The sequence below is a fragment of the Silvimonas terrae genome (assembly GCF_014202765.1).
In the GTDB taxonomy this organism is placed as follows: domain Bacteria; phylum Pseudomonadota; class Gammaproteobacteria; order Burkholderiales; family Chitinibacteraceae; genus Silvimonas; species Silvimonas terrae.
This window is the reverse complement of the sequence record NZ_JACHHN010000010.1, coordinates 191,106-217,321: the sequence shown is the minus strand read 5'-3', so window position 1 is coordinate 217,321 and position 26,216 is coordinate 191,106. Positions and strand designations below refer to the sequence as shown.

Genomic DNA, 26,216 nt, shown 5'->3' with positions numbered 1-26,216 from the left:
AGTCGGTTGGGAGCCTGAGGTCTCCCTCCACTCCATCGGCGCTGGGCTTTGATGGGGGAAGGAAAGTCAAAAGCAACCCCAACACCAACACCAACACCAACGGCAACCGCAACAGCAACAGCAACTGCAACTGCAACTGCAACTGCAACTGCAACGGCGGAGTCAACACGCATCCCACCACCTCGTCATTCCGGCCCTGAGCCGGAATCCAGAACGGCCACCGCAGGTGGCCGGCAGGTGCAATGAAGCCTCCCTCCGACTGCCCGCCCAAAGAAAAGAGCGGCAATCCAGGCGACCGTGCCGCAAATCGTCGGTATACCAAATCCGTAGGGTGGATTCGGCGCAAAGCGACAATCCACCGCAAGCAGCCCGTTGGCCTGCGGGCTGGATTCCGGCCCAAGGGGGCCGCCGAGGACCGGAATGACGATGGAGTGGACCGGAGCAGCGTTCTCATGCTTGTGGATATTGCCGCTAGATTCCCGCCTTCGCGGGAATGACGAGGTGGTAGGCAAGGTGAACCATTCTTGCCAACAAATGATTTGCGGGATTGGGGTTGGGGTTGGGGTTGGTTTTGATGTTGCTTTTGACGTACCTCCCCTCCGGCAGCGCCGAGCATCGCAGCGGGGCCCGGGAATTCGGTGAGGGGTGTCTGAGCGTAGCGAGTTCCCGAGCCTGCCGGGCCACGCGAGAAGCACAGGGAACCCACGAAGTGGGCGCTGTCGCAGGGGGCGCCTTTCTTTGCTTACTTTCTTTGGCGAAGCAAAGAAAGTAAGGTGCTCCGGCCACCGCCGGTATCCAAACCCGTGCCGTCAGGCACTAACAACGCTTTGTATTTGGGTTTAGACCCATCCACAAACACCAAACCACTTATCCCCGCCTCTCGACATCCCCCCTCCTCACCGAATAATATACGCCCCGCGTATACCGGAGAGAGCACAATGACCACCATGAGCCAGCAAGTTTTCCTGCGCGATGCCATGCGCAAACTCAACCTCACCCGCGACGGTTTTGCCGATCGTTTCGCCTGCAGCCGGCGTGCACTGGACACCTGGCTCTTGCCGGACGAGTCTTCCGAATTCCGCCCGATGCCGGAAATGGTCGAGCGTTTTGTCACGGAGATTCTGCAGCGCGACACGGCCACCGGGTATACGCAGAGCGTAGTGCAAACGGGTTTGCGCGATCGCATTTCGGCCAATGGCCGGCCACAATTGTTGTCGGTGGATCAGTTCACCCGCGAATCCGTGGGCGAGTTGCTGCGCGTGGCGGACATCATGCAGCCCATCGCCCGCCGCCAAAAGGTGTGTCGGGTGCTGGAAGGTGCAGTGCTGGCCAATCTGTTTTTTGAAGCCAGTACCCGCACCCGCGTCAGCTTTGGCGCGGCGTTCTGCCGCCTGGGTGGCAGCGTGTGTGATACCACCGGGTTCTCGTTCTCTTCCATGGCCAAGGGCGAGTCGATTTACGACACCAGCCGTGTGATTGCCGGGTATGCCGATGCGGTGGTGGTGCGTCATCCGGACAAGGGTTCTGTGGCGGAGTTTGCGCGGGCCACCAATATCCCGGTGATCAACGGTGGCGACGGCCCGGGCGAGCACCCCAGCCAGGCACTGCTGGATTTGTACACCATCGAAACCGAGTTCTCGCGCCTGGGCAAACTGGTGGATGGTGCGCACATCGCCATGGTGGGCGATCTGAAATACGGGCGCACGGTGCATTCGCTGATCAAGCTGCTGGCCTTGTATCGCGGCATGAAGTTCACGCTGATTTCGCCACAGTCACTGGAAATGCCGGCCTACCTGGTGGAGCACGCCAGCCGCAACGGGCATGTCGTAGAAATCAGCAACTCGCTGCAGGATGGTTTGCGCGGCGCGGATGTGGTTTATGCCACCCGCATCCAGAAAGAACGTTTTGTGGGCGAAGAACTCGAAGGCTACACGGCCGATTTCCAGATCACTGCCGCTGTGGTGAACGCGTATTGCAAGGCAGATACCATCATCATGCACCCGCTGCCGCGTGATAGCCGCGAGGGGGCCAATGACTTGTCGACCGATCTGAACCATGACCCGCGCCTGGCGATCTTCCGTCAAACCGACAATGGTATTCCAGTGCGCATGGCGATCTTTGCCACGCTGCTGGGGGTGGAAAACCAGATCCAGCGCAACATGCGGGATGTCACCTGGCGGGCACCCCAGCACGTTGGGCCGGATGATGCTGCGTTTTACACGATGGAATGATGCAATAAGCGTCTGCCCCTGCCAGAGGAGTCTCCGACTTGCCTACCCCCGCCAATCTGTTTGCCAGCGTCTTCTTCAGCCTGGTCGGCTTTACTGCGCTGCGTTACGGCAAAAAGCACGGTATGCGGGTGCCGATTGTGGTCGGCATCGTGCTGATGGTGTACCCGTATTTCATCTCGCAAACCTGGCTGCTGTATCTGATCGGGCTGGCTTTGTGCGTGAGCCTGTTTGTGGTCCGCGCCTGAGGCGGCGCAGTATCAACCCAACAAAAAAGCCGGTGTTCACCACACCGGCTTTTTGTTTGTGGGCGGCCCTTACAGATCGACCAGTTTACCGACCCACAATACCGGGCCGGTGGGCGCGCCCGTGGGTGAGCCACCCTGCGGCTCCAGCGACACAGCCAATACCGCGGCCGACTGCATGGCTTCAGGCCGGTTGACGTCCGTTGGCCCGTTGGCGGCAATCACCCCCAGTGAACGCGGCTTGCCGCCTTCCGGGATGGCCCATAACTCCAGCGATTTGTTGGCCCCCACCCGTTCGCCCAGGTCTTGCAAGGTGGCAATGCGGACATGGCCGTCTGGCGCCACCCGCGCCATCAAGGCAGCCACGTGCGATTGCGGATCAGCCAGCAGGGCCATATGCGCGGTGGTGGGCGCAGGCTGACCCGGCAGGGTGAGCGTCATGGCCAGAACCAGGCACGCCAGCCCCAGACCACCGGCCAGCAAGCGCCAGAAGTACACACTCTCCCAACTCCACATGGGTGGAGCCGGGCGCAGGGCGCGCACCCGGCGCGACACACCGCGCCAGACGCTGGCTGGCGGCGTGACCTCTGGCAGCGCGTAAATAATGGGGAGCAACTGGGCCTCGGTTTCCCGCACCGTGCGGCGCAGTGCGGCGTCAAAGAACATGATGGCTTCAAAGCGCCGGCGCGCGGGGCCGCGCAAGGTGCCAATTACATATTCGTTGGCCAGTTGTTGTTGCAGTTCCGGGTTGCGGTAATTCATGACAAGCAACCCTTGAGCCGCTCCAGACCACGCCGGCACCAGCTTTTCACAGTACCCAGCGGGGCAGACAGACGCTGCGCAATTTCGCTATGTGAGAGGTCGTCAAAAAACGCCAGTGCAATCACCTGTCGCTGGATGGCCTCCAGCCGTTTCAGGCATTCGGCAATGCGGCGGCTGTCCTGGTTTTGCGCCAACCGTGCCAGCGGGCCTGGCGCGTCGTCTGCCCAGGCTTCAACAATGGTGCCGTCGGCGTCCGGGACTTCCAGTTGCGGCTTGCGCAACCAGTCGATGCAATGATTGCGCACAATCCGGCTCATCCACGTCAATGGCTGGCTTTGCGCCGGGGAGTAATCTCCCGCGTGCTGCCAGATGCGTACATAACACTCCTGCATGGCTTCCTCCGCCCAGTCCCGTCTACGCAACATACGTAGCACGAGCGCAAACAGTTGCGGCGACGTCAGCCGATACAGTTGTTCCAGGGCTTTTTCGTCTCCCTGGGCGCAGCGGTGGAGCAGCGGGCCAAGCACTTCAGCCGTGGCAGCGGTCATGGCGAGTCCGTATCTGGGATGCGTATTTGCATCGACCCTGTGTATAGCAGATATCCATACACTTTTAAGATCACTACACTGCGAACACATACAACTACATCACCGCACCCGTTACCCGGCCCACATGAAACTCGTCAAACAAGAATCCTTTTTACTGATTGCCATACTGGCTACCGTGGCCGCATATGCGTTTGAACATGCGGCGCTCGCGGGCGGCCAGGTCACAGCCCTGGTGGCATCGGGCCTGATTATTGCGGCCATTTTACTGGCCGCCCTGCGCGTGGCGCACCACGCCGAGGTGCTGGCCGAGAAAGTGGGCGAGCCCTACGGCACCATGATCCTGACCCTCTCTGCCGTGTTGGTGGAGGTGGTGATTCTGGCCATCATGACCAGTCACACGCCCTCGCCCACACTGATGCGCGACACCGTGTATTCCGCAGTCATGCTGGATATCAACGGTATTCTGGGGCTGGCGGCCATTCTGGGCGGGCTCAAACATGGCGAGCAACCGTACAACGTGGATTCGGGCAATACCTATGTGGTGATGATTCTGACCGCGCTGGGGATCTCCATGGTGGTGCCGGAATTCATTCCGCAAGGCAAATGGCAGGCCTATTCCATCTTCACCATCATCATCATGGTGCTGATGTACGGGATGTTTTTGCGTTTGCAAACCGGCAAGCACAGCTATTTTTTCAGCTACAAATACGGTTCGCGCCGGCCGGCGCATGAAGACACCGCCGAGGCAGAAGAACACGGCAATACGCGCACCTCTGCGGCCTTGCTGGTCGCAGGCCTGGTGCTGATTGGCGCACTGGCGGAGGTGATGTCCAAAACGCTGGATATCGGCCTGGCTGGCACGGGTTTGCCGCCGATTACCGTCGCCCTGGTGGTGGCGGTCATCAGCGCCAGCCCGGAAATCCTCACGGCCTTGCGCTCGGCACTCGCCAACCGCATGCAAGGCGTGGTGAACATTGCGCTGGGCGCGTCGCTCTCTACCGTCATTCTGACGGTGCCGGTGATTGAGGGTCTGGCACTGATCCGCGGGGAGCCGATCTACATGGCGCTCTCGCCCACGCAAACGGTGATGATGTTGCTCACGCTGCTGGCCGCCACCATCAATCTGCATGATGGTGAAACCAACGCCATTGAAGGACTGACGCACTTTGTCCTGTTTGCCACCTTTCTGATGCTGGCTGCACTGGGCATGTAACCAGGCGCCCTCCATGCCAGGTGAATATGCCGACCTCGCCCCCATCTGCTCAGAATGAGGGCGGGAAACACGTATAGTGTGGCCCTCAGGCTTAACGCTTTGTCATCAGGAACCGGCTCATGACTGCCCTGGTACCCGCGGCAACCCAGTTGCTGCTGATTGACCCGCAAAACGACTTTTGCGATATCCCCGGGGCGGCACTGCCCGTGCCCGGCGCCAATGCGGACCTGCAACGCGTAGCCGACTTGCTGGCGCGGCATGGTCAGCGCTTTGATGCGATCCATGTCACGCTAGATAGCCATCGTCCCATCGACATCGCCCACCCGGCGTGGTGGCAAGATGCATCCGGCCAGATGCCCACACCGTTTACCCTGATCACGGTGGAAGACGTCACCCGCGGTCGCTGGCAAACCCGTGATCCAGCCCGGCAGCAGTCCAGCCTGGATTACGTGCGGGAACTGGCCCGCCGTGGTCACTATCAGTTGCTGGTATGGCCAGAGCATTGCCTGATCGGCAGTTGGGGGCACAACGTGCATGCCGCCCTGTTTGCGGCGCTCAACCAGTGGTCACGTGAGCAAGTGCGGCCCGTGCATTACCAGATCAAAGGCCTCAACGCCGGCACCGAGCATTATTCCGCCATCGAAGCCGAAGTACCCGACCCGGCCGACCCGCACACCCTGCCCGACCAGAACTGGATCGCCCGCCTGCGCAGCGCTGACACCATTGTGATTGCCGGTGAGGCGCTCTCTCACTGTGTGGCCGGGACGGTGCGTGATCTGGCCAGCCAACTGGGCGACGCGCACGTACACAAGCTGTTGCTGCTGACGGATTGTTGCAGCGCGGTCAGCGGCTTTGAAGAGGCCGGCAGCGCCTTTATCCAGGAGCTGGTTGCGCGCGGCATGCGCACGGCGCAAAGTGACCGGCTATTTGCCTGAACCCCGGGGTCTAACCCCTTGTGACACCGGCGCGCAGCGCGCCAGGAGCAATGCATGACCGTCGCCAACCCGGTGATTGAATCCCTGCTGGACACCGACCTTTACAAATTCACCATGATGCAGGAAATCTTGCATCATCAGCCTGAAACGCAGGCGGAATACACCTTCCGCTGCCGCAACACGCCGGCATTCGGGCTAGCCACCCTGAAAGACGAAATCGACGCCCAGCTCGACCACCTGTGTTCTTTGCGCTTTGCCGAAACAGAACTGGAATGGCTGGGAAACCTGCGCTTTATCCATAGTGATTTCATCGACTTTCTGCGGCTGTTTCAGTTGCAGCGCAAGTTCATTTCCGTAGAAGCCTCCACCACGGTGCCCGGCAATCTGGATATCCATGTGCGCGGGCCCATGCTCCATTGCATGCTGTTTGAAATCTACGCGCTCTCGATCGTCAACGAGGTGTATTTCCGTCACTTCGATCATGCCACCGCGCTGGCCGAAGGCCGCAAGCGTCTGGCTGCCAAGATCGACTTGTTGCGTGAGTTTGGTCAACAACCGCAAGAACGCGCCAACTTCATCTTCTTTGACTTTGGCACGCGCCGCCGGTTTAGCCGTGACTGGCAAGAAGAAGTGGTCTCTACCCTGGCGCGGGATGCCAAACCTTATATGCGCGGCACCAGCAACCTGCTGCTGGCCATGCGCTATGGGCTTACCCCGATCGGCACCATGGCGCATGAGTACATGCAGGCCTTCCAGTGCTTTGGCTCCCGCCTGCGGGACTTCCAGAAAAATGCGCTGGAACACTGGGTGCGCGAATACCGGGGCGACCTTGGCATTGCACTGACCGATGTGGTCGGTATGGATGCGTTCTTGCGGGACTTTGACCTGTATTTCTGCAAGCTGTTTGATGGTCTGCGGCATGACTCGGGTGATCCCTTCATCTGGGGTGAGAAAGCAATCGCCCATTACGAGAAAATGCGCATCGACCCTTCGACCAAACAACTGGTATTCAGCGACGGCCTGGATTTGCAGCGCGCCATTGCGCTGTACCGCCATTTTGGTACCCGCACCAGACCCTCTTTTGGCATTGGTACCAACCTGACCAACGATTGTGGTCTGGAGCCGCTGCAAATTGTCATCAAACTCACCCGCTGTAATGGCCAGTATGTGGCCAAGGTAAGCGACAGCCCGGGTAAGGGGATGTGCGAGGATGTGAATTTCCTCAATTATCTGTGTGATGTGTTTGATATCCCGAATCGGGAACTGGTTTTGCCGCATTGATGTTACCGGTCGGAACAGCGTCGTAGCCCGGATGGAGGCCAAAGGCCGGGAATCCGGGGTGGCAATGTGGGCAGAATTGGCGTTGCGGGCTTTGAAATGGCAGGGATCGATATTGCATGCGGCGCAACCCCGGATTCCCGCTACGCTTCATCCGGGCTACGAAGTGGCATCTAATATGAAAAAAGCCGGCAACCGCCGGCTTTTTCATCCCTGCAACCTTACCCCGCCATCTGCTGCGCCTGAATCGCGACCAGCGTCGTAGCCCGGACGGAGGCCGAAGGCCGGGAATCCGGGGTGGCAATGTGGGCAGAATTGGCGTTGTGGGCTTTGAAATGGCTGCAATCGATATTGCGTGCGGCGCAACCCCGGATTCCCGCTGCGCTTCATCCGGGCTACGAAGTGGCATCTATATGAAAAAAGCCGGCAACCGCCGGCTTTTTTCATCCCTGTAACCTTGCCCCGCCATCTGCTGCGCCGGAATCGCGACCAGCGTCGTAGCCCGGATGGAGGCCGAAGGCCGGGAATCCGGGGTGGCAATGTGGGCAGAATTGGCTTGTGGGCTTTGAAAATGGCTGCAATCGATATTGCGTGCGGCGCAACCCCGGATTCCCTCTACGCTTCATCCGGGCTACGAAGTGGCATCTATATGAAAAAAGCCGGCAACCGCCGGCTTTTTTCATCCCTGCAACCTTACCCCGCAACTCGCCCCGCCATCTGCTGGGCCTGAATCGCAGTCAGCGCAATGGTGAACACAATGTCATCGACCAGCGCACCGCGCGAAAGATCGTTCACCGGTTTGCGCAGGCCCTGCAGCATCGGGCCAACGCTGACCACGTGCGCGCTGCGCTGCACGGCTTTGTAGGTGGTGTTGCCGGTATTCAGGTCCGGGAACACAAACACGGTGGCCTGGCCCGCCACCTTGCTGCCCGGCGCTTTTTGCGCGGCGACGTCGGCGGTGGAAGCGGCGTCGTATTGCAGCGGGCCATCCAGCAATAGTTCCGGGTGTTTAACGTGCGCCAGTTCGGTGGCTTCGCGCACTTTATCCACATCTACGCCTGCGCCAGATTTACCGGTGCTGTAGCTGATCATGGCCACCTTGGGATCAATCCCGAAGGCCGAGGCGCTGTCGGCACTTTGTTTGGCAATTTCAGCCAGTTGCTCCGCTGTGGGGTTCGGGTTGATGGCGCAGTCGCCGTAGACCAGCACCTGATCGGGCATCAGCATGAAGAACACCGACGACACAATCGACGAACCCGGTGCGGTCTTGATCAGTTGCAGGGCCGGGCGCACGGTGCTGGCGGTGGTATGGATCGCACCGGAAACCAGACCGTCGACCTTGTTCACGGCCAGCATCATGGTGCCCAGCACCACGGAGTCACCCAATTGCTCCAGCGCCTGAATATCGGTCAGGCCCTTGCTCTTTCTGAGTTCCACCATGGGTGCGACATAGTCCTGGCGGATTTCGTCCGGGTCCAGGATTTGCAGACTGGCCGGAAGCAACACGCCCTGCGCGGCGGCCACAGCTTCAATGGTGGCGCGCTTGCCCAGCAGTACGCAGTGGGCAATGCCTTTTTCTTCACACACCACGGCAGCCTTGATGGTGCGCGGCTCTTCGCCCTCTGGCAGGACAATACGTTTTTTGTGGGCGCGCGCTTTCTGGATCAGCTGATAGCGGAATGCCGGCGGCGACATGCGGGTAGAGGGCGCGACCTTTACCGCGTTCATCAGGTGGACAGTGCCCAACTGGTCGGCCACAGCATCCAGCACCAGATTCATGCGCTCGGTATCGTCGGCCGCGACGGCAGGCGGCACGCGGCTGATGCGTTCGGCGGTGCCGTAGCTATCTGTGTCGGTACGCAAAACCGGAATACCACTCTTGAGCGCCAGCGTGGCCAGCGCCTGGATGCGCGGATCAGGCGTGCTGGAGTGGGTCAGCAGCAAACCAGCCAACTGGATGCCACTGCTGGCAGCCAATGCGGTAGCCAGCATGACGTCGTCCCGGTCGCCGGCGCTGACGATCAGCGCACCAGGCTTCATGCGTTCTACTACTTCTGGCACAGAACGCGCGCTGATCACGGTTTCCTGCACGCGGCGGGTGGCCAGTTCACCTTCAATCAGAATTTCTGCGTTCAAGTGGCGCGCGACGTCCAGCGTGCGCGGGGCCATCAGGCTGGCGTCGTATTTGATGACGCCCCACAGGGCAATGCCGTCCAGTTCGTACTGGGCAGAGGCCGCATCAAAACTGGCGGGGGCTTTGTTGAAGATCACCCCCGCTACGCGCCGGCCTTCGTTCTGCAACTGGCGGCCCGTGACGCGAGACTCTGCCGCCGCGCCCGGCACGGACGCATTGGAGACCAGGATGATTTCTGCCTGCATGCTGCGGGCAATTTCATCGTTCAGGCGCGCCGTCACCGGGTTGCTGGCGTCAATGTGCAGGCCCTCGATCACCAGTACATCCACACCCAGGGCTGCAGTCATGCACAGGCCCACCACGTCTTCCAGCAACTCGTCATTCTGGCCGGCCACCACACGTGCCACCACTTGCGCGGTGGAGAGCGGCGTGGGGCTCTTGATGTGGCAGATGGTGTTGGCAAAGTGGGTAGAGCGCTCGATGTCGCCGTGATCCTGGCCCACCGGCTTCACAAAGCCCACTTTCAGGCCCTGATGTTGCAAGGCACGCACTACGCCCAGCGATACGGAAGTCAGCCCCACGTTTTGCCGGGTCGGCGCAATCAAGAATGTCTGCATTTTGAGTGTCCTGTGCTCACCGCGCGGGGCGGCTGGTTTCGGCCTGGTCAGAACGGGATCGCCGCCCACCATTTAATGCCGTTGGTATAGTTTATACGCGATCAAGCGGTCTTTTGCGGGTGCGCCAACGGCACCCGCTGCAACCGTTAATTGAGCAAGATCATGCCTTGTTCAGGTTCGCCTTGCTTTGGGAAAAGGCAAATGAACTGAAGCCCTTGCCGTGAATAGTGGTTTGACATTCCGACCGATATGCCAACGTCACTATTGCGCTGCAACATCACATCAGCGGCAACCGCGCACGCGCTTCGGCATACCAGGCTTGCCGGCCGGCGTCGATAAAGTCTGCCGCCAGCGCATCAGCCTGTGCCAGTGCGCTACGGCTGGCGGCCGTCTCTCCCTCCAGATGCAAGGCATGGGCCAGCGCCAGCCGCAGAAAGGCTTCATCCACCGGTGCGGGCTCGTGCTGCGCAATCAATGCCAGGCCGCTCTGCGCGTGCTCGCGCGCGGTTCCACCCTGCGCGTTCTTGTTATGCACCAGCGCCAGCAGAAAATACGCGCGCGCCTGGTTGAGCCACGTTCCGGCGCGCTGCCAGAACAACAAGGCGGCTTCGGCAGCCCGCAGCATCAAGAGGGTTTGCGCCTCTTCCAGCACGGTTTCGTCCAGCAATTGCGAGGCCAGGTTATTGCTGGCCACTGCCAGCGCGCGATCACTGCCAGATTCGGCACCAGCAGACCCGGCCAATTGCAGCAAGGCGTCATAAAGATGGGCCGCCTCGGCCAGGCGCTTGTCCGCCACCAGCCCCTGGACCAATTGGGCGCTAAAGCGAATGTGCGTCACCAGCGCTTGTGTCGGCGCCAAGGCAATCAGACGGCTCTGGCTGGTGAGCGCGGCAGCCGCATCGCCGGCCATCCATTGGGCGACAGCCACGCTCATCAGCACACCTGTGCGGTCGGCATCTGCCGGTAGCCGCGCCGACACGGTTTCCGCCATCTGGCGTGCGGCTGACCAATCATGCAGATGCTGACCAAATAGATGGGTCGCCAGGCGCAGCAAGTCGGCAGCGTCTTGCGCGTTGTCGGCCTGATGCGCCACCTTGCGCAAAACCTCGGCCACCTGCTGTGGTTGGCGGGCATGGTCTTTCCAACCCTGCTCGATCACGTCTGCCAGACTCATGGCTACGGCCTCTTGTATGTCAATGTCCTGCTCATTGTAGTCGGCCTGCCATCCTTGCCGCCATGTCACCGTCAGGGCCTCTATTCAGATCACATTTGCAAAGAAACAGCACCATTGCAGTGCCAGGCGGGGTCATGTGTAGCGCGGAGTATCACATCTGTCTTTCGGGCTTTGACCCATCTCAAACAATACTGGCAAAGTGTGCCGCTAACCCAAGCAAAATCGCTTTAGAACAGCCCAAAAGGCCAGAACACCATGACTACTTCCAGCAATCCGCTGCTGCAAGACTGGGCCACCCCGCACCAGTTGCCGCCGTTTGACCTGATCCAGGCCGAGCATTTTGCGCCGGCGTTTGACACCCTGTTTGCAGAACACCTGGCCGAAATCGACGCCATTGCGGCCAACCCCGCTGCGCCCGATTTTGCCAACACGCTGGCCGCGTTTGATGCCGCCGGCGCGCACCTGACGCGCGTGCAACTCTTGTTTGAAAACCTCACCTTGTCTGAAGCCAGCCCGGCCTTACAGGCCGTTGAACTGGAAATGGCGCCCAAACTGGCGGCGCACACCAGCCGCGTGGGCATGCATGAGGGTTTCTTTGTCCGTCTGGATGCCATTTACCAGGCACGCCAGCAACTGGAACTGACCGAAGAAGAGCGCCGTCTGCTAGACCGCGTGTACACGGATTTCGTCCGTACCGGCGCCAAACTGGCCGGCGCGGACCGCACCCGCTTTGCCTGGATCGCCAGCCGTATTGCAGAACTCTCCGCCCAGTTCAGCCAGAACGTGCTGGCCGATGAGGCCGAATACAAACTGGTGCTGAACACAGAAGAAGAACTGGCCGGTCTGCCGGCGTTCTTGCGGGATGCCGCCCAAAGCGCTGCGCGTGAACGCCATGTGGATGGCTACGTCATTACCTTGTCCCGCTCCTTGATTGTGCCCTTCCTGAGCTACGCCACCCGCCGTGATCTGCGTGAAGCGGCCTGGAAAGCCTGGGTGAGCCGTGGCGAAACACCAGGCCGGGAAACCAGCCCGCAAGCGCGTGAAATTCTGGCCCTGCGCCATGAAAAAGCCATCTTGCTGGGTTACAAGAACTTTGCCGATTTCGCGCTGGTTGATCGCATGGCCGGCACGCCAGAAGCCGTCTACGCCCTGCTGGAACAAGTGTGGGAACCGGCCAAGCGCCGCTGCGCCGCAGAAAAGACCGAGCTTGAAGCCATTGCCCGCAAGCTGGGCGAGCCAGACACCGTGCAAGCCTGGGACTGGTTCTATCTGGCCGAGAAAGTGCGCGCCGACAAATACGATCTGGACGACGCCGAGATCAAGCCGTATTTCAGCCTGGATGCCATGCTGGGCGCGGCCTTTGATTGCGCCGGCCGCCTGTTTGGCCTGAGCTTTGCCGAGCGCCACGACGTGCCGCTGTATCACCCGGACGTGCGTCTGTTTGAAGTCAGCCGTGACGGCGCGGTGATGGGGCTGTTTTTGTCTGACAACTACGCCCGCGCCAGCAAACGCGGCGGAGCGTGGATGCATATCTATCGCGGCCAGTCGAAGAATGGCGCGGTGAAACTGCCGGTGGTGGTCAACAACAACAACTTTGCCAAAGCCAGCAACGGCCCGACCCTGCTGAGTTTTGACGACGTGCGCACGCTGTTCCACGAGTTCGGCCACGGTCTGCATGGCTTGTTGTCCAACGTCACCTACAACCGGGTTGCCGGCACCAATGTGCCGCAAGACTACGTTGAGCTGCCGTCGCAACTGCTGGAAAACTGGGCGCTGGTGCCGGAAGTGCTGGAAAAGCACGCCCGCCACTATCAAACCGGCCAGAGTATTCCGGCAGAACTGGTTACACGCATTCAAGCTTCGCGCACCTTCAACCAGGGTTTTGAGACGGTTCGCTATACCTCCAGCACGCTGATTGATCTGGCACTGCACCAGCAGACTGATCCGGATGGCGTGGATATCGCCACGTTTGAAGCCACTGAACGTGCGCGCCTTGGCGTACCGCCGGAAGCCGGCATGATGCATCGCCTGCCGTATTTCCGGCACTTGTTTGCGGATGAGTCTTACGCCGCCGGCTACTACGTCTACATGTGGGCGGAAGTGCTGGAAGCAGAAGCGTTTGAAGCCTTTGAAGAAGCCGGTAATGCGTTTGATCCGGCCCTCTCCGACAAGCTTTACCGCTACATCTACAGCGCCGGCAACAGTCGCGAGCAAAAACTGGCTTTCCGCACCTTCCGCGGCAAAGAACCAGTGGCCGCGCCCATGTTGCGCAAACGCGGACTGATCGAGGCCTGACTGCCTTCATGCACGCGGTACGCCGGCCCTGGAGGCCGGCGTGCCGGCGCGCACCCGCACGACACATTGCCGCAAAACAATAACAACAAGAACCGCTCCATGATCTCCACTCTTTTCAAACGCTGGCCGGCCTGTGCCCTGCTGGCGCTGGCGACGCTCAATACGCCCGCACTTGCCAACACCACCTGCGCTGCACTGCATGTGCCTGACGGCGCCAGCGTGGTGTTCAACGGCACGCTGGACGACCCGCTCTGGCAAGCGGCAACAGAATACGACCAGTTCTGGGAATACCAGCCCGTAGATGGCCAGGTGGCACCCGTGCGTACCACCGTGCGCGTGCTGTATGACGCCAAAGCGGTGTATTTCGGGATTCGCGCTTATGACCCGCACCCGGAAAACATCCGCGCGCCGCTGGTGCGACGGGACAATGTCAAAACCAACCAGGACTTTGTAGCTGTCTATCTGGACCCGATCGGCGCGGGTAAATCGGCCCTGTTTGTGCGGGTGAACCCGCGCGGGGTGATTGCTGACGGCACGTATAGCGCGGATACCGACAACGCGGATTTCTCCCCCGATTTTGAAGTCGATGCCAAAACGGCCATGCTCAAGGATGGATATTCTGCGGTCATCCGCATTCCGTTCACAGAGCTGCGCTTTACCGACAACGCCACCAAGAGCTGGCAGTTCCAGATCATGCGCAGTTATCCGCGTGATCAGAGTTACCTGTTTTTGAGTGTGCCGCTGCTGCAAACGGCCACCAACATGCTGGCGCTGATGACCCCGCTGGATCAGCTCAAAGCCGCTGCACCCAGCAACAATCTGTCTGTCCGCCCGCAGTTCACCTTGCGCGCCGATCGTGACAGCGTGGCGGGTATGCCGGCGCAACAATCCTGGCATCTGGACGCCGGCTTTGATCTGAAATGGCAACCCAACGCCGCCTGGGTCGTAGACGCCACCTTCAAGCCGGATTTCTCACAGATCGAACTGGATGTCCCGCAACTGACCAGCAACGCGCAATTTGCCCTGCAACTGCAGGAAAAACGTCCGTTCTTTCTGGAAAGCAGCGATATCCTGGAATCGCCCACCTTGATGAATGAACAAGGTGGCAACGGCCCCAAAGCGCTCTACACCCGCGCCATTACCCAACCCGACTGGGGTTTGCGCGCCACGCGGCGAGACGACAACACTGAAGCCACCATCATGGCCGCCAATGATACCGGCGGTAGTCAGGTGCTGATTCCGCACGCCTTCACCACAGATACCGTGAATCAGCCGGAATCTGACGTGGCCTTTGGCCGCGCCCGCATGTATCTGGACAACCTCTCCATTGGCGGGCTGTTTACCGCACGCAATTACGCGGGTGGGTTGGGAGACAACGCCGTGATCGGCCCGGATGTGGTCTGGCGCTCCGCCGCAGGCGACCGGGTGCGGGCACAGTGGCTGGTCTCCAGCACGTCTGCGCTGGCTGGCGATGACGGCCTGTTGCACAAAGGTGCAGCACAAGGCGGTTCGGACTTGCTGGTGGACTGGATTCGCAAGACACCAGACTGGGAGCCCTCGTTGACATACCAGCAGGTGTCCGACCATTTTCGGGATGACACAGGTTTCTTCGGACAATCCGGCTACCGGCAACTGACCGCGCAACTGGTGCAAAGAACGCGTCTGGGCGGCGACTGGAGCGAGATCGACCCGTACGTGCAGGTCCAGCAATCTGTCACCACCGATGACGGCAGCACCGTGCAACGCTTGTTTGCACCCGGTGTGACCCTCTACGGCCCGCACAATACGTCCATTGAGCTGGAATACCATCCGGCCATGGCGCAGCGCGTGGCGGCGGGTGATCAGTTGCACAGCTTCAACCAGGTGGTGCTGGATGTGCAATCCAACCCGGCGGCGTGGTTTCCGTTTCTGGAAGCCAAGACCATTCTGGGTGATCAGGTGGATATTGATAACGACCGTGTCAGCCCTGGCGTGTACACCCTGATCGACGCGCGTTTTCGGGCACTGGACCGGCTGGAAATCGAGCCCCGGTTTGAACAAACCGTGTTACGCGGCCCGGATGGCAATACCGCCCTGCGGGACACCGCAGTGCAGTTGCTGACCGTGCTGCATTTCACCGGCCAGGATTCCGCCCGTGCCATCTTGCAGCGGGAAACCACGCGGCGTAATGCCATCCTGGTGACGGATGTGGCCCCGTCGTATTACCAGAGCGACTCTGTATCACTGACTTATGCCCATCGCTGGTCTGCGCTCAAGGTCTGGTATCTGGGGGCCACCTGGAGCCAGAACATCGACACCGGCAGCAGCACCACGCGCGATGCCGAGGTGTTTACCAAGTTCCAGTTTGAAATCTAACCAATCTAACCCGCTGGCCCCAACAAAAAACCGCAGCACAGGCTGCGGTTTTTTGTTGCCGGGTCACGCTGAGGCAACTCAGGCGTCGGCCTTTTTCAGCAGGACATACAACTCATCCTTGATACGCAGTTTTTCTTTTTTCAGAGACTCCACTTCCAGATCGTTGTACCCCGGCATACGGGTTTCGATCTGTTTGATGGCGTGGTCCAGCTCGTTATGCCGGTTGAATAGCCGCGTGAAGTGCGGGTCGGTGTTCTTCATGCTGGAGATCAGCTCACGGTATTCAGGGAACATGCAGTGCTCCTCTCTGGGCGGGAAAACACCAAACTAGCGCGCCTGCCATTTCCCTGTGCTGATCCGCGTCAAGGCCAGTAGCGCGCCTGCACCGGGGCAAAGGCGGGATGCAGCTCAATGCGCGTCAACAATTCACTGAACGCCGGGCGGGATGCCTGTAAATGCGCCCGTGCCCCCGACCATTTGGACACCACCACCGCCAGAAAATCCAGCGCCCCCGGTGCCGTACCGTTCAGAAAAGGCGTGGCCGGCCAGTGATCGGCAAAAATGTCCCACAGCGTATGTAACCGCAAACGCGTGCCCAGTTTGATGGCAGCCAGTGTGTTTTCATTGGCCTCGACCACCCAGCGCTCCGGGTAATCAATCACACCAATGGCCGCATAACAATTCGCGGCGATATACACCAGGCCCCGGATCGCCTGCGCCTGGTCAGAGAGATCGGTGGGCAACAAACCACTATGCGGATAAGCCAGCCCCAGGTGGATGAGAATGGCGGCGCTTTCGGTCATGACGCTGCCATCCGGCAAGACCAGCGTGGGAATTTGCGCCAGCGGGTTGACCTGTTTGAGTTCGTCCAGCCCCGCACCGGGCTCCCAGGAGGCAGCATCGACCACTTTATACGGGACATCCAGCAGGGCCAGGGCCGCTTCAATGGCGGCGGCGCCAGAAGTTTTGGTGCCATAGAGGGTGTACATGGCAGGAGCATCCTGTCAGGACCGAACCGTCAGTTTAGGACATTGCTGTGTTGCTGGATGGTCCATGTCATCGGCGCACGTCACGGTGTAGCCGGAGGCCGGGAATCCGGGCTACTGCACTACATCACCCCCAACGCCCGTCCAACATAATTACGCGGCACCTGCGGTTTGGGTACGCGCACGGCAAACCAGCGGCGTACGTCCTGTTCCAGCGCAATGCCGTGCATGAAGTTGTACAAGGCTTTGTTGAGTGCCTCGCCCATCAAGTTGTGATCCACGCCGGTGGGGTCAACAAAGCCAACGTCGTTGGTGGCAAAGGTGATTTCCGGCAGTGGTTCCAGCGTGATGCCGTATTCCTGCGGGTTCTGGCCGACCGGTGAATGCACGGTGCAGGCAAAGCGGTGAAAGAAGCCAGACTGGATGCAACCCTCTTCAAACAACTGGCGCACGTATTCCAGCGCGTCGACCGTGTCCTGGACGGTTTGCGTCGGAAAACCATACATCAGGTAGGCGTGAACCAGTACGCCGGCTTCGGTAAACGCTCGCGTTACGCGCGCCACTTGCTCGACCGAGACGCCTTTTTTCATCAGCTTGAGCAACCGGTCTGACGCCACTTCCAGCCCGCCAGAGATCGCAATACAGCCGCTATCAGCCAATAGCTGGCATAACTCGGGCGTGAACGATTTCTCGAACCGCACGTTCCCCCACCAGGAGATAGAGAGATTACGGCGCAGCAGTTCTTCTGCCAGCGCTTTAAGCGCCTTGGGTGGCGCGGCTTCATCGACAAAGTGAAAGCCGGTCTGGCCGGTTTCCGCGACAATGCGCTCAATCCGGTCGACCAGTTCCACCGCCGAGGCATTCTCGTAGCGGGAGATATAGTCCAGGCTGACGTCGCAAAAACTGCATTTCTTCCAGTAACAACCATGCGCGACGGTGAGCTTGTTCCAGCGCCCGTCTGACCACAGCCGATGCATGGGGTTGAGCATGTCCAGCAGCGACAGATACTTGTGCAGTGGCAGACCATCCCACGTGGGCGTGCCTACTTCGGCAAACGGGATGTCTGCTTCTATCATGTTGATGTACTGGACCTGACCCTGGGCATTGCGCACAAACGTGCGCACCAGGCGCTGTTGCGAGCGCTTGCCTTCAATGTGCTCCAGCAGCGCCAGCAAAGGGCGCTCGCCGGCATCCAGCGTCACGTAATCCACATAATCAAATACGCGCGGTTCTTTGAGTTCACGCAGTTCGGTATTCACAAACCCGCCACCCAGCCCGATCACAATCGACGGGTCGTGCGCCTTGATGGTCTGCGCAATACGGAACGCGGCGTACACCGCGCCCGGGAATGGCACCGACAGCAATACCAGCGTGGGTTTGTGCTGTTCGATGGCCGCCAGAGTCAACGCATGCAGGGTGTCATCGACCAGATTGGTCGGTGCAGCCAGCGCCTGGGCCAGAGGTTCAAACGTCGGCTGGCTTTGCGCCAGTGATTCGGCATAACGCACGAACTCGAAACGCGGGTCGACCGCTTCACGCAGGACGTCCGAGATATCGTTCAGGTACAGCGTAGCCAGGTGGCGGGCACGGTCCTGCATGCCCAATGCGCCAAACGCCCAGGCCAGCGGATCGCCACCCTCTTCATCGACATACACATCCAGCGACTCAAAGCGCGGGCCTTCCGGCAAAAAATTGCGGTTGCAGATGCGATGCCCCAGCGTGGAATCCCGCCCTTGCAAGAAGCCCACCGTGGCATCAATGGTGGCCAGATAACGCTCAAACTGCTCGCAAAACTGATACACCGCCGCACTGCGCTGGCGCGCCGGAATGTGGGTCTGGATGTGATCAAACAGGTGTTGCAGCCCCGCGCGGCTAAACAGCGTCAGCACCAGTTCCAGCGCCAGATCGTGCTGAAACGCCGTCACATTGCGCGAGCGCAAAAAGCCGGTGAGATACGCAGTCGACGGGTACGGCGTATTCAGTTGCGTCATGGGCGGGATCAGCGAGAGCACGCGCGTGGTCATGGGGCGCTCCGGGTGATCAGACAACAGGACAACACCACACGGCGGTGACAGCAAACAGGCATACGATTCCCAACTGGATCAGACAGACAAAAGACTGGGCGGATTGTCACACGAACTTGTCATTACAACGGTATATTCTGGCGAACCAGCCGCCCACTGGTGTACTCATTATACCTGTTCGATCCTGGCCCTTTCTGGCCCGCCGGAGCCTCTATGTACGCGCCTCGTTATCTGCTCGCCACCATTGCCCTTGCCAGCGCGTTTGCCATCGCTGACGAGCCGGTCTGCCAGGGCCGCAATGATCTGCCGCGCGTACTGGAACACGTGTGCTACAGCGGCCAGCCGGATGCCACCAGTTGCCCATATCATGATGACGCATTCGGGATTTTTGAGAACAACCGTGCGCCGTACCACTATTTGCTGGTGCCACGGCAGAAGGTCTGCGGGATCGAGAACGAAGCGCTGTGGCAAAGCGGTACGCATGACTGGTTTGCCGAAGCCTGGCGGCTGCGTCATCTGTTTGCCGAGGCCAAGCCGGTCAGCGGCGGTGTACCGCTGGAGCGCGTCGGCATTGCCATCAACTCTATCCCGGGTCGCAGCCAGGGGCAGTTGCATGTGCATATCAGTTGCGTAGAACAAGGCGTGGCAAAGCAACTGGCCGTACACGCCAGCCAGTTTAATGACACCTGGCAGCCGCTGGATCTGACCACGCCAGACGGCGTGCAGCACTACCTGGCGCGCCGCCTGGCGGGCCCGCAGATTGACCCCGATGTGTTCGCCAGTCTGGCCAAAGCTCACCCGGAGCTGGCGGCCGATAAAGGCAACATCACCGCCTTTGCCGCCAGCGTGGCCGATGGCAGCGTCATCCGGCCACTGGTGCTGATTGGGCACTACAGTGATCACAATCAGGGCCACGCAGAAGACCTGCTGGATGGCTGCGGCAATGTGCAGGCCGCGCCCAAACCCCAGCAATAAGCTCAGCCCAGCATGCTCGACCAGGCCGACAGTAACAACAACACCGCCAGCGCCTGATTGAGCCAGCGCCAGTGCTGCGGCGAGCGCAGCAAGACAGCCACACCGCGCCCCAGCAAGGCCCACAGCGCCATGCAGAGGATGGCAGCGGCGAAAAAAATCAGCGCCATTTGCGCCACGCGCATCGTTTTGTCCGGGCCGTTACCGGCAAACACGCTCACCACGGCCAGCGCCATCATCCAGACCTTGGGGTTGACGATCTGCAACCCGCCCCCAGCCAGCATGCCCAACTGGCCGCGCCCGGTTTCCCCGGCTTGCGGCACGGCCGGCGGGTGGCGAAACAGCAGCCAGGACAAATGCGACAGCCACGCCAGGGCCAGCCACTTCGCCCCGGTCTGGATGCCCGGATGCGCCGTCAGCACGTTGCCCAGCCCCCATCCGGTGAACAGCACAATCGACGATGCGGCCATACAAATACCCACAGTCAGCCGCAGTGCAGGCAGCAGCCCAAAGCGGGCGCTGCTGGAGAGCACCAGAATATTGGCCGGCCCCGGCGTGATTGATGCGACCAGCGCAAACACGGTAAATGGGAGAAGGGATTGCATGATCGGCTCCTTGGTACAGGTTGAGCCGTTATTCTCAGAACATGTGTGCGGTCAGTCTGGAAGCTTTGTGCAAATGCGGCGGTAGTGCGCGGGGCTGAGCCGATAGGCGCGCTGGAACCAGCGGCCAAAGTGGCTTTGGTCGGCAAACCCCAGCGCGGCGGCGACTTCTGCTGGCGTGTCGCCACGGGCCAGCCGGGTACGCGCGCGGGCAAGGCGCAACTGGATCAGATACGCATGCGGCGCGACACCAAAGGCCGCCTTGAAAGCGCGGGTCAGCCGGAAGCGATCTGTGCCGGCGCTTTGCGCCAGTTCATCCAGCCCGACGTCTTCCATGTAATGGGCGTGCAGATAATCGTGCGCACGCCAGGCGGCAGCGGGCAAGTGGGCATCGGGTTGGGTTTTACGCCAGGACAGGTGGCCGGTCAGGCTGCCCAGCAAGCGGTCCAGACTGGCTTCTCGCACAATGCGCATCTCCTGGTGATGCAGTGCGTTGAACGCGCCCATGGTCGCCAGCGCCAGCGCAGGGTCGTCCGACAGGGTCTGGGCAAAGCCCATTTCGAACCCGCCCGGCGCCTCTTCAAACAGCGTGGCCATGGTGCCGTGCAGCCAGTCCGGATCAATGTAGAGGGTGTAATAGGTGAAACCGTCTTTTTCCGGCGCGTTGCCGTCGTGGATTTCACCGGGCTCCAGCAAGAACACGTGGCCGGGGGTGCTGTTGACGCGATTACGTCGGCAGTTGAATTGCTGCACACCCTGGCGGGTCACGCCGATCACATAGGTGTCGTGCCAGTGCGGGTCATAGGCATGGCCCTCGAAGTGGGCGTGCATGGTCTCAATACGGGTCTGCGCGTCTTGCCGCAAATCCAGCCAGTCACTCGCCCCCATGTTGTCTTGCTCCCCAATGCGCTCCGTAAAGAGCTTATATGAGGTCGGTCACGGATTTCTAGAATATTCGTGCAGCATAAACCCGGTGATGCCCCGCGCCCGGCAACGCCATGGCGCACCCCGGTTAGTGGCAAGTGCCGCCGGCTTTCCACAATGAGGGCGTCGCGGCCGGGTTCCAGTTGGCACCGGCGTAATCGGTCTGGGTGACCAGCGCCGTGTAGGTCTTGCCATTGAAGCTGACCACCGCCCCCACTGCGTAACTGCCACCATCCAGCCAGGCCGGACACCCGCCGGCGGAGAGCGGCGGTGCAGGCGCGGGAGTGGGTACCGGCGTCGCCGTGCTGCCGCCATGGCAATCGCCCACCACGGACCAGGGTTCGCCACTGCCGGTGGGACCACTGCTGCTGGCCGGATTATTGCCTTGCGTCCACCAGTTGGCCTTGTAATTGACAGCGCTCTCGCTCACCAGCGCACCGCCGGTGTAGGCAGTATTGGCATTCCAGGCCGCATAGCAGGCCGAAGCCGGTGTGGGCGTCGGCGTGGGTTTAGGGGTGGGCACCGGCGTGGGTACAGGGGTCGGTGCGGGCGTGGGAGTCGGCGTGGGGCTGGGCGTGCTGACGCCGCCGCCACCGGTCTGCGCCGCCTGGAACAGGTGCAGAAACTGGAAATTGGTCTGCGTGGTATCCGAAAAATCATCCTTGCTGCCCGTTCCCGCGCGGTCCCGCTGCAAGGCCCAGTAACTCAGCAGCCCCAGGCCGTTCTGGCGGGCAAAGCCGGCGACGGTGCTGGCATCGTTGGTGCTGAAGACTTCAGACGAATCATCATTGACGCCAACCATGGGCGTGATGCCGATCATGCCCCACAACTCGCCACTGGTTTTAGCCGGAAACACATTCTGGAGCTGAGCGTAAACGGCGGAGGCCGAGCCCGTCGCCACCTTGCCCATATTGCTGATGCCGCAGTTGCTGTCGCAGTAATCCATGGTCATCAGGTTGACCATGCTGACATTCACCCCTGCCAGCGCGGCGGATTGCACGGCCGCCAGACCATTGCTATCCAGCCCGTTTTGCGCCACCGGCAAGGTGAAGGACACATACAAAGACGGATAGCGCTGCTGCAATTGCAAAATGGCAGCATTGCGGACCGTGTTCAGGCCGCCCTTGCCCAACTGCTTGCCTTCTACATCAAAATCGATGGCCCGCACGCCCGTGGTTTGCAAAATACCGGCGATCAGGTTGGCCATCTGCGTGCTGGTACAAGCGGCCTCCAGATAAGTGCCATTGGCACCGCCAAAAGAGAGGATCACGCGCCCGCCCGCCGCCTGAAATGCCGTCAGGTCGCTTTGCATTTGCGAAACGGAGTTATCCACCGCGCAGCCGCCGCTGGAGACCAGAAACGCGAGCGTAGCGCTTTGCAGGCCGGCTTTGGTGTGGGCGTCCATCAGACTGGTGATGGCGTAACTATTGTTGCCGTACGCCCAGGTCATAAAGTAAGGCGAGACATCCAGCGCCATGCCGGGTGCGGCAGTACCGGCCAGCGTCAGCGCGCACACCAGTGCCTTCAGGCGTGTGCTGCCTCTTGGTTTACTCATGCTCTCCACCCCTGGGCTGTTTGTTTTCTGTCTTTGAAAACGTTTTCAAGAAACTGACAGAAGCCTATATAAGGGTGGGTGTTTTGAGCAAGGCCCGCTGCCTGCCCTGACCGGTTTGGACGATGAACGGCAAAGTAGCTGATTTACAAACACTTTTGTATGCACGCTCGCAGCGCGACTCCAAAAGCAAAACGGCAACCACCCGGGTTGCCGTTTTGTTTTAACCGCGCCAGCCGCGCACAGCCGCGCTGGATCAGCAGCTACCTTTGTCGATCAGGCTGCACTGGCGTGAATACGCCGGCGAACGAATCGCATCACGGGTCAGCGTATTGACCGGTACACCCAGTTCAGCCGAATAGCTTTCGGCCGAGCGGATGGCTTTTTCGGTATGCGAGAAATTGTTGCGTACCCCTGCACTCACCAGCTTGCCAAAGGTGGTGTCTCCCAGGCGAAAGGCGATGCCGTATGGTTCCACTGACAGCGGGTCGCTAAACGTGAATTGTTTGAAATCCAGACCGGCTTTGTGGATCGCGCCCTGAATCAGCAGCTCATCGTCCAGGTAAGCCAAGGCCTTGTGATCGAGCACGGCCTGAATGCCTTGTGCGGCGTCGTTCACGCTCAGCACATGAATGCCACCGACCATTTTGGAAATCAGCTCAATGTGGCTGGAGCCTGCCTTGAGCGCCAGGGTCTTGCCTTCCAGCGAGGGCAGCGACGGCTTAGTGCCAGCAAGGCTGACCAGGCGTGAGGTGGTGACAAAATCGACCACCGAGAAACCCACTTGCTTCTGGCGTTCTTCAGTGATGGTGGTCGAACCGCATTCCATGTCGATCTTGCCTTCCTTGACCATGGTCAGACGGTTCTGCGCCGTCACCGGAATGAACTTGATCTTGACCGGCTTTTTGACGGCTTCAGAGATGGTGGTCGCGACGATATCGCGGCACAGATCAACCACAAATCCAGTCGGATTGTCGTTCACGGCAAAAGACACCGGCTGTGCAGACTGGCGATAGCCCACATTGATGGTACCGGTGGCCTTGATGTTATCAAGCGTGTCAGCCTGGGCGACGGGGATAGCCAGGCTGATGGCGGCGTAAGCCAGGGCTGTAATAAAACTACGCAGTTGCATGGTGATGCCCTGCCTCACAAAGTAAATAGGATCGCCGCGATTCTATCTTGAATTTGCATGGCAACGTCATGAGAATGACAGTGGGATTTTTCTCAATAGCGCAAACCGGGTCAACATGGTAAAGATACGCATCTTGCTGATTATCCTGAACTTTTAGTCTTACATAGACCAGTCTACTGCCTTGCCCGAAGGCGTTTTTCACCCTGAAAAACACGCGGCAAGCGCCCTCGTTTCAAACACCCTGGATTGACCTGACCAAAGGGCCCTTTTGCTACATAAACGGCGTCAGACTACATGACTTGCGTTTGCGCAAAGCGCTATTTCGGCTATTGAGTTAACACGCGTGCACAAATCTATCTATACGCGCCGTCGGGTTGGCCAACCCTGACGTCAGATTGCCAGCTTCCAAAAACAATCTGACCACTCTGTACATCATTGTTAGTGATATTCGAACAATATTACCAGGTTGCGGCTGATTATCCGGCGCGCGTTTGAGAGGAGTATCCGTCTCACTCACTCACACACGGAGCAAGATCATGCCGCAACAGAAAATCGCCCTCGTTACGGGTGCCTCACGCGGGATTGGTGCCGCGGTGGCGCTGCGACTGGCGCAAGACGGGTTTGCGGTGGTGGTGAATTACGCCGCCAGCGCGACAGAAGCTCACGCGCTGGTCGACCGCATCCAGTCTGCGGGTGGCACAGCCATTGCCACCCAGGCGGATGTTGCCAACGCAGCTCAGGTGCGCCAGTTGTTTGACACTATTGAGCAGACGCTGGGCAAGCTGGATGTGCTGGTCAATAACGCGGGGGTGATGACGGTACAACCACTGACCCAGACCACGGACGAGTTATTTGAGCGCATGTTCGACATCAACGTGCGCGGCACTTTCAATACGCTGCGCGAGGCGGCAACCCGGCTGGCGGACGGCGGACACGTCATCAATTTCTCGACCACCGCACTGGCCATGAACCTGCCCGGTTACGCCACCTACAACGCCACCAAGGCGGCAGTAGAGGCGTATACCCGGGTGTTTGCCAAGGAATTGCGCGGTCGCAAGATCACCGTCAACGCCATTGCACCGGGGCCGGTAGCCACCGAGTTGTTCCTCAAGGGCAAGACAGCAGAGCAAATCGGCCACTTTGCCAGCCTGCCGCCGTTAGAACGCCTGGGCGAGCCGGACGACATTGCCGCCGTGGTCAGCATGCTGGTCGGCACCAACGCGGGTTGGGTCAACGGTCAGGTGCTGCGCGCCAATGGTGGCGTGGCCTGAGTCTGGCCTAGTGTTTGGCGGCGGCGTTGCGTTTGCGCGTCGCCGCTGCTTTTCTGGCTGAAGCGGCGCGCTGTTCCGGGGTACGTGCTGCCGCAGCCTTGCCGCCGAGATGACCGCCTTTTTTGGCCGAATCATGGTTTTCGGCATGCCCCCGGCCAGAGCCGGACAAGTTACCACCGCCAGACTCTTTATTCACCGTGGCCCAGGCGCGGCGTTCGGCCTCGTCCTCTGACACGCCGCGTGCTTCATAGCTGTCTTCAATATGTTGCGCCTTGCGCTTTTGTTTGTCGGTATAGGCCGATTTATCGCCTCGGGGCATGACGTTCTCCACATCAACGGGCAAAGGTGCCATGCCACCTGGTTTACGCGCCGGCCAGGCACGTGCCTGTCAGCGCGTGGCGGCAATGCGTGTCGGATCAGCGCGGCCCATGCCCGGAACCGTCAGGGCCGGGCGTGCTGGGCTTTGCGTTGCTGCCAGACGCGCGCAGCCAGAAAAATCACAATGCCCAGGTTACCCAGCACCACCAGCGCGCTGATTACGGTGGGTTTGTCGATGAGGTGATGCAGCTCAAACGGCACGTAGATCGCGCCAGAAATGGCACCCAGCCATTGCGCCCACGGCCGGTCAAACCACAGGCCCCAGGCTTCGGCAAAGCGCAGCAACACATAAGCCAGCGCAGCAGGGATCAACAACCGCAGATTGGCGTCTTGCACGATATCGGCGTAGCGCAGCAGCACCGCCGGGTAGTGGGCATAGGGCGAGAGCCCGATGTGACCAATCAGATCCAGCGCCAGATGGCGGATATCGTGATGCACAAAACTCAGCAGGCCAATCCCGGCCGCCAGTGCGGCCAGCCCTTTAAGGGCCTCAAACGCGGCAATGGTGCGCAAGGTGCGCTGCCCATGTACGGGATGCGGGTCAACGTCCGTGGGTTGTGCGGCGAGCTGCATGCAAAATCATCCTGCAAA

The 26,216-nt window shown here is 60.2% G+C and carries 23 protein-coding genes; 9 read left to right on the top strand and 14 right to left on the bottom strand.

The genetic code is table 11. From position 1 onward, the window contains the following. Positions 1-286: hypothetical protein (locus HNQ50_RS21985; RefSeq protein WP_221303279.1), on the bottom strand; the 286-nt coding region annotated here is incomplete at its 3' end. Between the two features lie 652 nt (positions 287-938). On the opposite strand from HNQ50_RS21985, the gene HNQ50_RS20135 reads away from it, so the two are divergent. Beyond that, a complete protein-coding gene (locus HNQ50_RS20135) occupies positions 939-2,231 on the top strand; it encodes an aspartate carbamoyltransferase (RefSeq protein ID WP_184103015.1) in 1,293 nt (430 codons plus the stop codon). A gap of 38 nt (positions 2,232-2,269) precedes the next feature. Next, positions 2,270-2,476 (top strand): hypothetical protein, encoded by a 207-nt coding sequence (locus HNQ50_RS20130; RefSeq protein ID WP_184103014.1) that lies wholly within the window; start codon positions 2,270-2,272, stop codon positions 2,474-2,476. A 69-nt stretch (positions 2,477-2,545) separates the two neighbouring features. Here the strand turns inward: HNQ50_RS20130 and HNQ50_RS20125 are convergent, their stop codons facing one another. Together HNQ50_RS20125 and HNQ50_RS20120 are read right to left on the bottom strand one after the other, a co-directional pair. Next, positions 2,546-3,235, bottom strand: coding sequence for an anti-sigma factor (locus HNQ50_RS20125; protein WP_184103013.1), 690 nt, complete (start codon positions 3,233-3,235; stop codon positions 2,546-2,548). Further along, positions 3,232-3,783: an RNA polymerase sigma factor gene (locus tag HNQ50_RS20120; protein ID WP_184103012.1), complete on the bottom strand. Its 552-nt coding sequence runs from the start codon at positions 3,781-3,783 to the stop codon at positions 3,232-3,234. The genes HNQ50_RS20125 and HNQ50_RS20120 overlap by 4 nt, the downstream gene beginning before the upstream one ends. 124 nt (positions 3,784-3,907) lie before the next feature. Between HNQ50_RS20120 and HNQ50_RS20115 the strand changes: the two genes are divergently transcribed. The 3 genes from HNQ50_RS20115 (at position 3,908) to pncB (ending at position 7,212) form a co-directional block, all read left to right on the top strand. Next, positions 3,908-4,996, top strand: a complete 1,089-nt coding sequence (locus HNQ50_RS20115; RefSeq protein WP_184103011.1) for a calcium:cation antiporter — start codon at positions 3,908-3,910, stop codon at positions 4,994-4,996. 119 nt (positions 4,997-5,115) lie between these two features. After that, positions 5,116-5,931, top strand: a complete 816-nt coding sequence (locus HNQ50_RS20110) for a cysteine hydrolase family protein (RefSeq protein WP_184103010.1) — start codon at positions 5,116-5,118, stop codon at positions 5,929-5,931. Positions 5,932-5,985: 54 nt separating this feature from the next. Then, positions 5,986-7,212 carry a nicotinate phosphoribosyltransferase gene (pncB, locus tag HNQ50_RS20105; RefSeq protein ID WP_184103009.1) on the top strand — a complete coding sequence of 409 codons (1,227 nt, stop codon included), beginning with the start codon at positions 5,986-5,988 and terminating at the stop codon, positions 7,210-7,212. Between the two features lie 690 nt (positions 7,213-7,902). Here pncB and pta read toward each other — a convergent pair. Together pta and HNQ50_RS20095 are read right to left on the bottom strand one after the other, a co-directional pair. Beyond that, entirely contained in the window at positions 7,903-9,960 is a 2,058-nt protein-coding gene (gene pta, locus HNQ50_RS20100; RefSeq protein WP_184103008.1) for a phosphate acetyltransferase, read from the bottom strand. Positions 9,961-10,237: 277 nt separating this feature from the next. Then, positions 10,238-11,134 carry a hypothetical protein gene (locus tag HNQ50_RS20095; RefSeq protein WP_184103007.1) on the bottom strand — a complete coding sequence of 299 codons (897 nt, stop codon included), beginning with the start codon at positions 11,132-11,134 and terminating at the stop codon, positions 10,238-10,240. A gap of 255 nt (positions 11,135-11,389) precedes the next feature. On the opposite strand from HNQ50_RS20095, the gene HNQ50_RS20090 reads away from it, so the two are divergent. Both HNQ50_RS20090 and HNQ50_RS20085 read left to right on the top strand, forming a co-directional pair. After that, the gene (locus HNQ50_RS20090) at positions 11,390-13,429 is read left to right on the top strand and encodes a M3 family metallopeptidase (RefSeq protein ID WP_184103006.1); all 2,040 of its coding nucleotides are present in this window, start codon (positions 11,390-11,392) and stop codon (positions 13,427-13,429) included. A 99-nt stretch (positions 13,430-13,528) separates the two neighbouring features. Further along, positions 13,529-15,784, top strand: coding sequence for a carbohydrate binding family 9 domain-containing protein (locus HNQ50_RS20085; protein WP_184103005.1), 2,256 nt, complete (start codon positions 13,529-13,531; stop codon positions 15,782-15,784). A 78-nt stretch (positions 15,785-15,862) separates the two neighbouring features. Here the strand turns inward: HNQ50_RS20085 and HNQ50_RS20080 are convergent, their stop codons facing one another. The 3 genes from HNQ50_RS20080 to HNQ50_RS20070 form a co-directional block, all read right to left on the bottom strand. Then, entirely contained in the window at positions 15,863-16,078 is a 216-nt protein-coding gene (locus HNQ50_RS20080; protein ID WP_184103004.1) for an HP1242/YdcH family protein, read from the bottom strand. A 68-nt stretch (positions 16,079-16,146) separates the two neighbouring features. Then, a complete protein-coding gene (locus HNQ50_RS20075) occupies positions 16,147-16,773 on the bottom strand; it encodes a glutathione S-transferase family protein (protein WP_184103003.1) in 627 nt (208 codons plus the stop codon). A 119-nt stretch (positions 16,774-16,892) separates the two neighbouring features. Beyond that, positions 16,893-18,794 (bottom strand): B12-binding domain-containing radical SAM protein, encoded by a 1,902-nt coding sequence (locus tag HNQ50_RS20070; protein ID WP_184103002.1) that lies wholly within the window; start codon positions 18,792-18,794, stop codon positions 16,893-16,895. Positions 18,795-19,007: 213 nt separating this feature from the next. On the opposite strand from HNQ50_RS20070, the gene HNQ50_RS20065 reads away from it, so the two are divergent. Further along, complete coding sequence (locus HNQ50_RS20065) at positions 19,008-19,769, top strand: CDP-diacylglycerol diphosphatase (RefSeq protein ID WP_184103001.1); 762 nt, start codon at positions 19,008-19,010, stop codon at positions 19,767-19,769. 2 nt (positions 19,770-19,771) lie between these two features. Here HNQ50_RS20065 and HNQ50_RS20060 read toward each other — a convergent pair whose 3' ends face one another. The 4 genes from HNQ50_RS20060 to HNQ50_RS20045 form a co-directional block, all read right to left on the bottom strand. Continuing rightward, positions 19,772-20,371 carry a LysE family translocator gene (locus HNQ50_RS20060; RefSeq protein ID WP_184103000.1) on the bottom strand — a complete coding sequence of 200 codons (600 nt, stop codon included), beginning with the start codon at positions 20,369-20,371 and terminating at the stop codon, positions 19,772-19,774. A 51-nt stretch (positions 20,372-20,422) separates the two neighbouring features. Continuing rightward, positions 20,423-21,256 carry an AraC family transcriptional regulator gene (locus tag HNQ50_RS20055; RefSeq protein ID WP_184102999.1) on the bottom strand — a complete coding sequence of 278 codons (834 nt, stop codon included), beginning with the start codon at positions 21,254-21,256 and terminating at the stop codon, positions 20,423-20,425. A 124-nt stretch (positions 21,257-21,380) separates the two neighbouring features. Continuing rightward, positions 21,381-22,847: a carbohydrate-binding protein gene (locus HNQ50_RS20050; protein ID WP_184102998.1), complete on the bottom strand. Its 1,467-nt coding sequence runs from the start codon at positions 22,845-22,847 to the stop codon at positions 21,381-21,383. A 253-nt stretch (positions 22,848-23,100) separates the two neighbouring features. Beyond that, on the bottom strand, positions 23,101-23,976 hold the full coding sequence (locus tag HNQ50_RS20045) for a transporter substrate-binding domain-containing protein (protein WP_184102997.1): 876 nt from the start codon (positions 23,974-23,976) through the stop codon (positions 23,101-23,103). A gap of 536 nt (positions 23,977-24,512) precedes the next feature. Between HNQ50_RS20045 and HNQ50_RS20040 the strand changes: the two genes are divergently transcribed. Next, positions 24,513-25,247 carry an SDR family oxidoreductase gene (locus tag HNQ50_RS20040; RefSeq protein ID WP_184102996.1) on the top strand — a complete coding sequence of 245 codons (735 nt, stop codon included), beginning with the start codon at positions 24,513-24,515 and terminating at the stop codon, positions 25,245-25,247. 7 nt (positions 25,248-25,254) lie between these two features. Here the strand turns inward: HNQ50_RS20040 and HNQ50_RS20035 are convergent, their stop codons facing one another. After that, positions 25,255-25,566, bottom strand: a complete 312-nt coding sequence (locus tag HNQ50_RS20035) for a plasmid stabilization protein (RefSeq protein WP_184102995.1) — start codon at positions 25,564-25,566, stop codon at positions 25,255-25,257. 122 nt (positions 25,567-25,688) lie between these two features. Then, positions 25,689-26,198, bottom strand: a complete 510-nt coding sequence (locus tag HNQ50_RS20030) for a DUF2127 domain-containing protein (RefSeq protein WP_184102994.1) — start codon at positions 26,196-26,198, stop codon at positions 25,689-25,691. Positions 26,199-26,216: the final 18 nt, after the last annotated feature.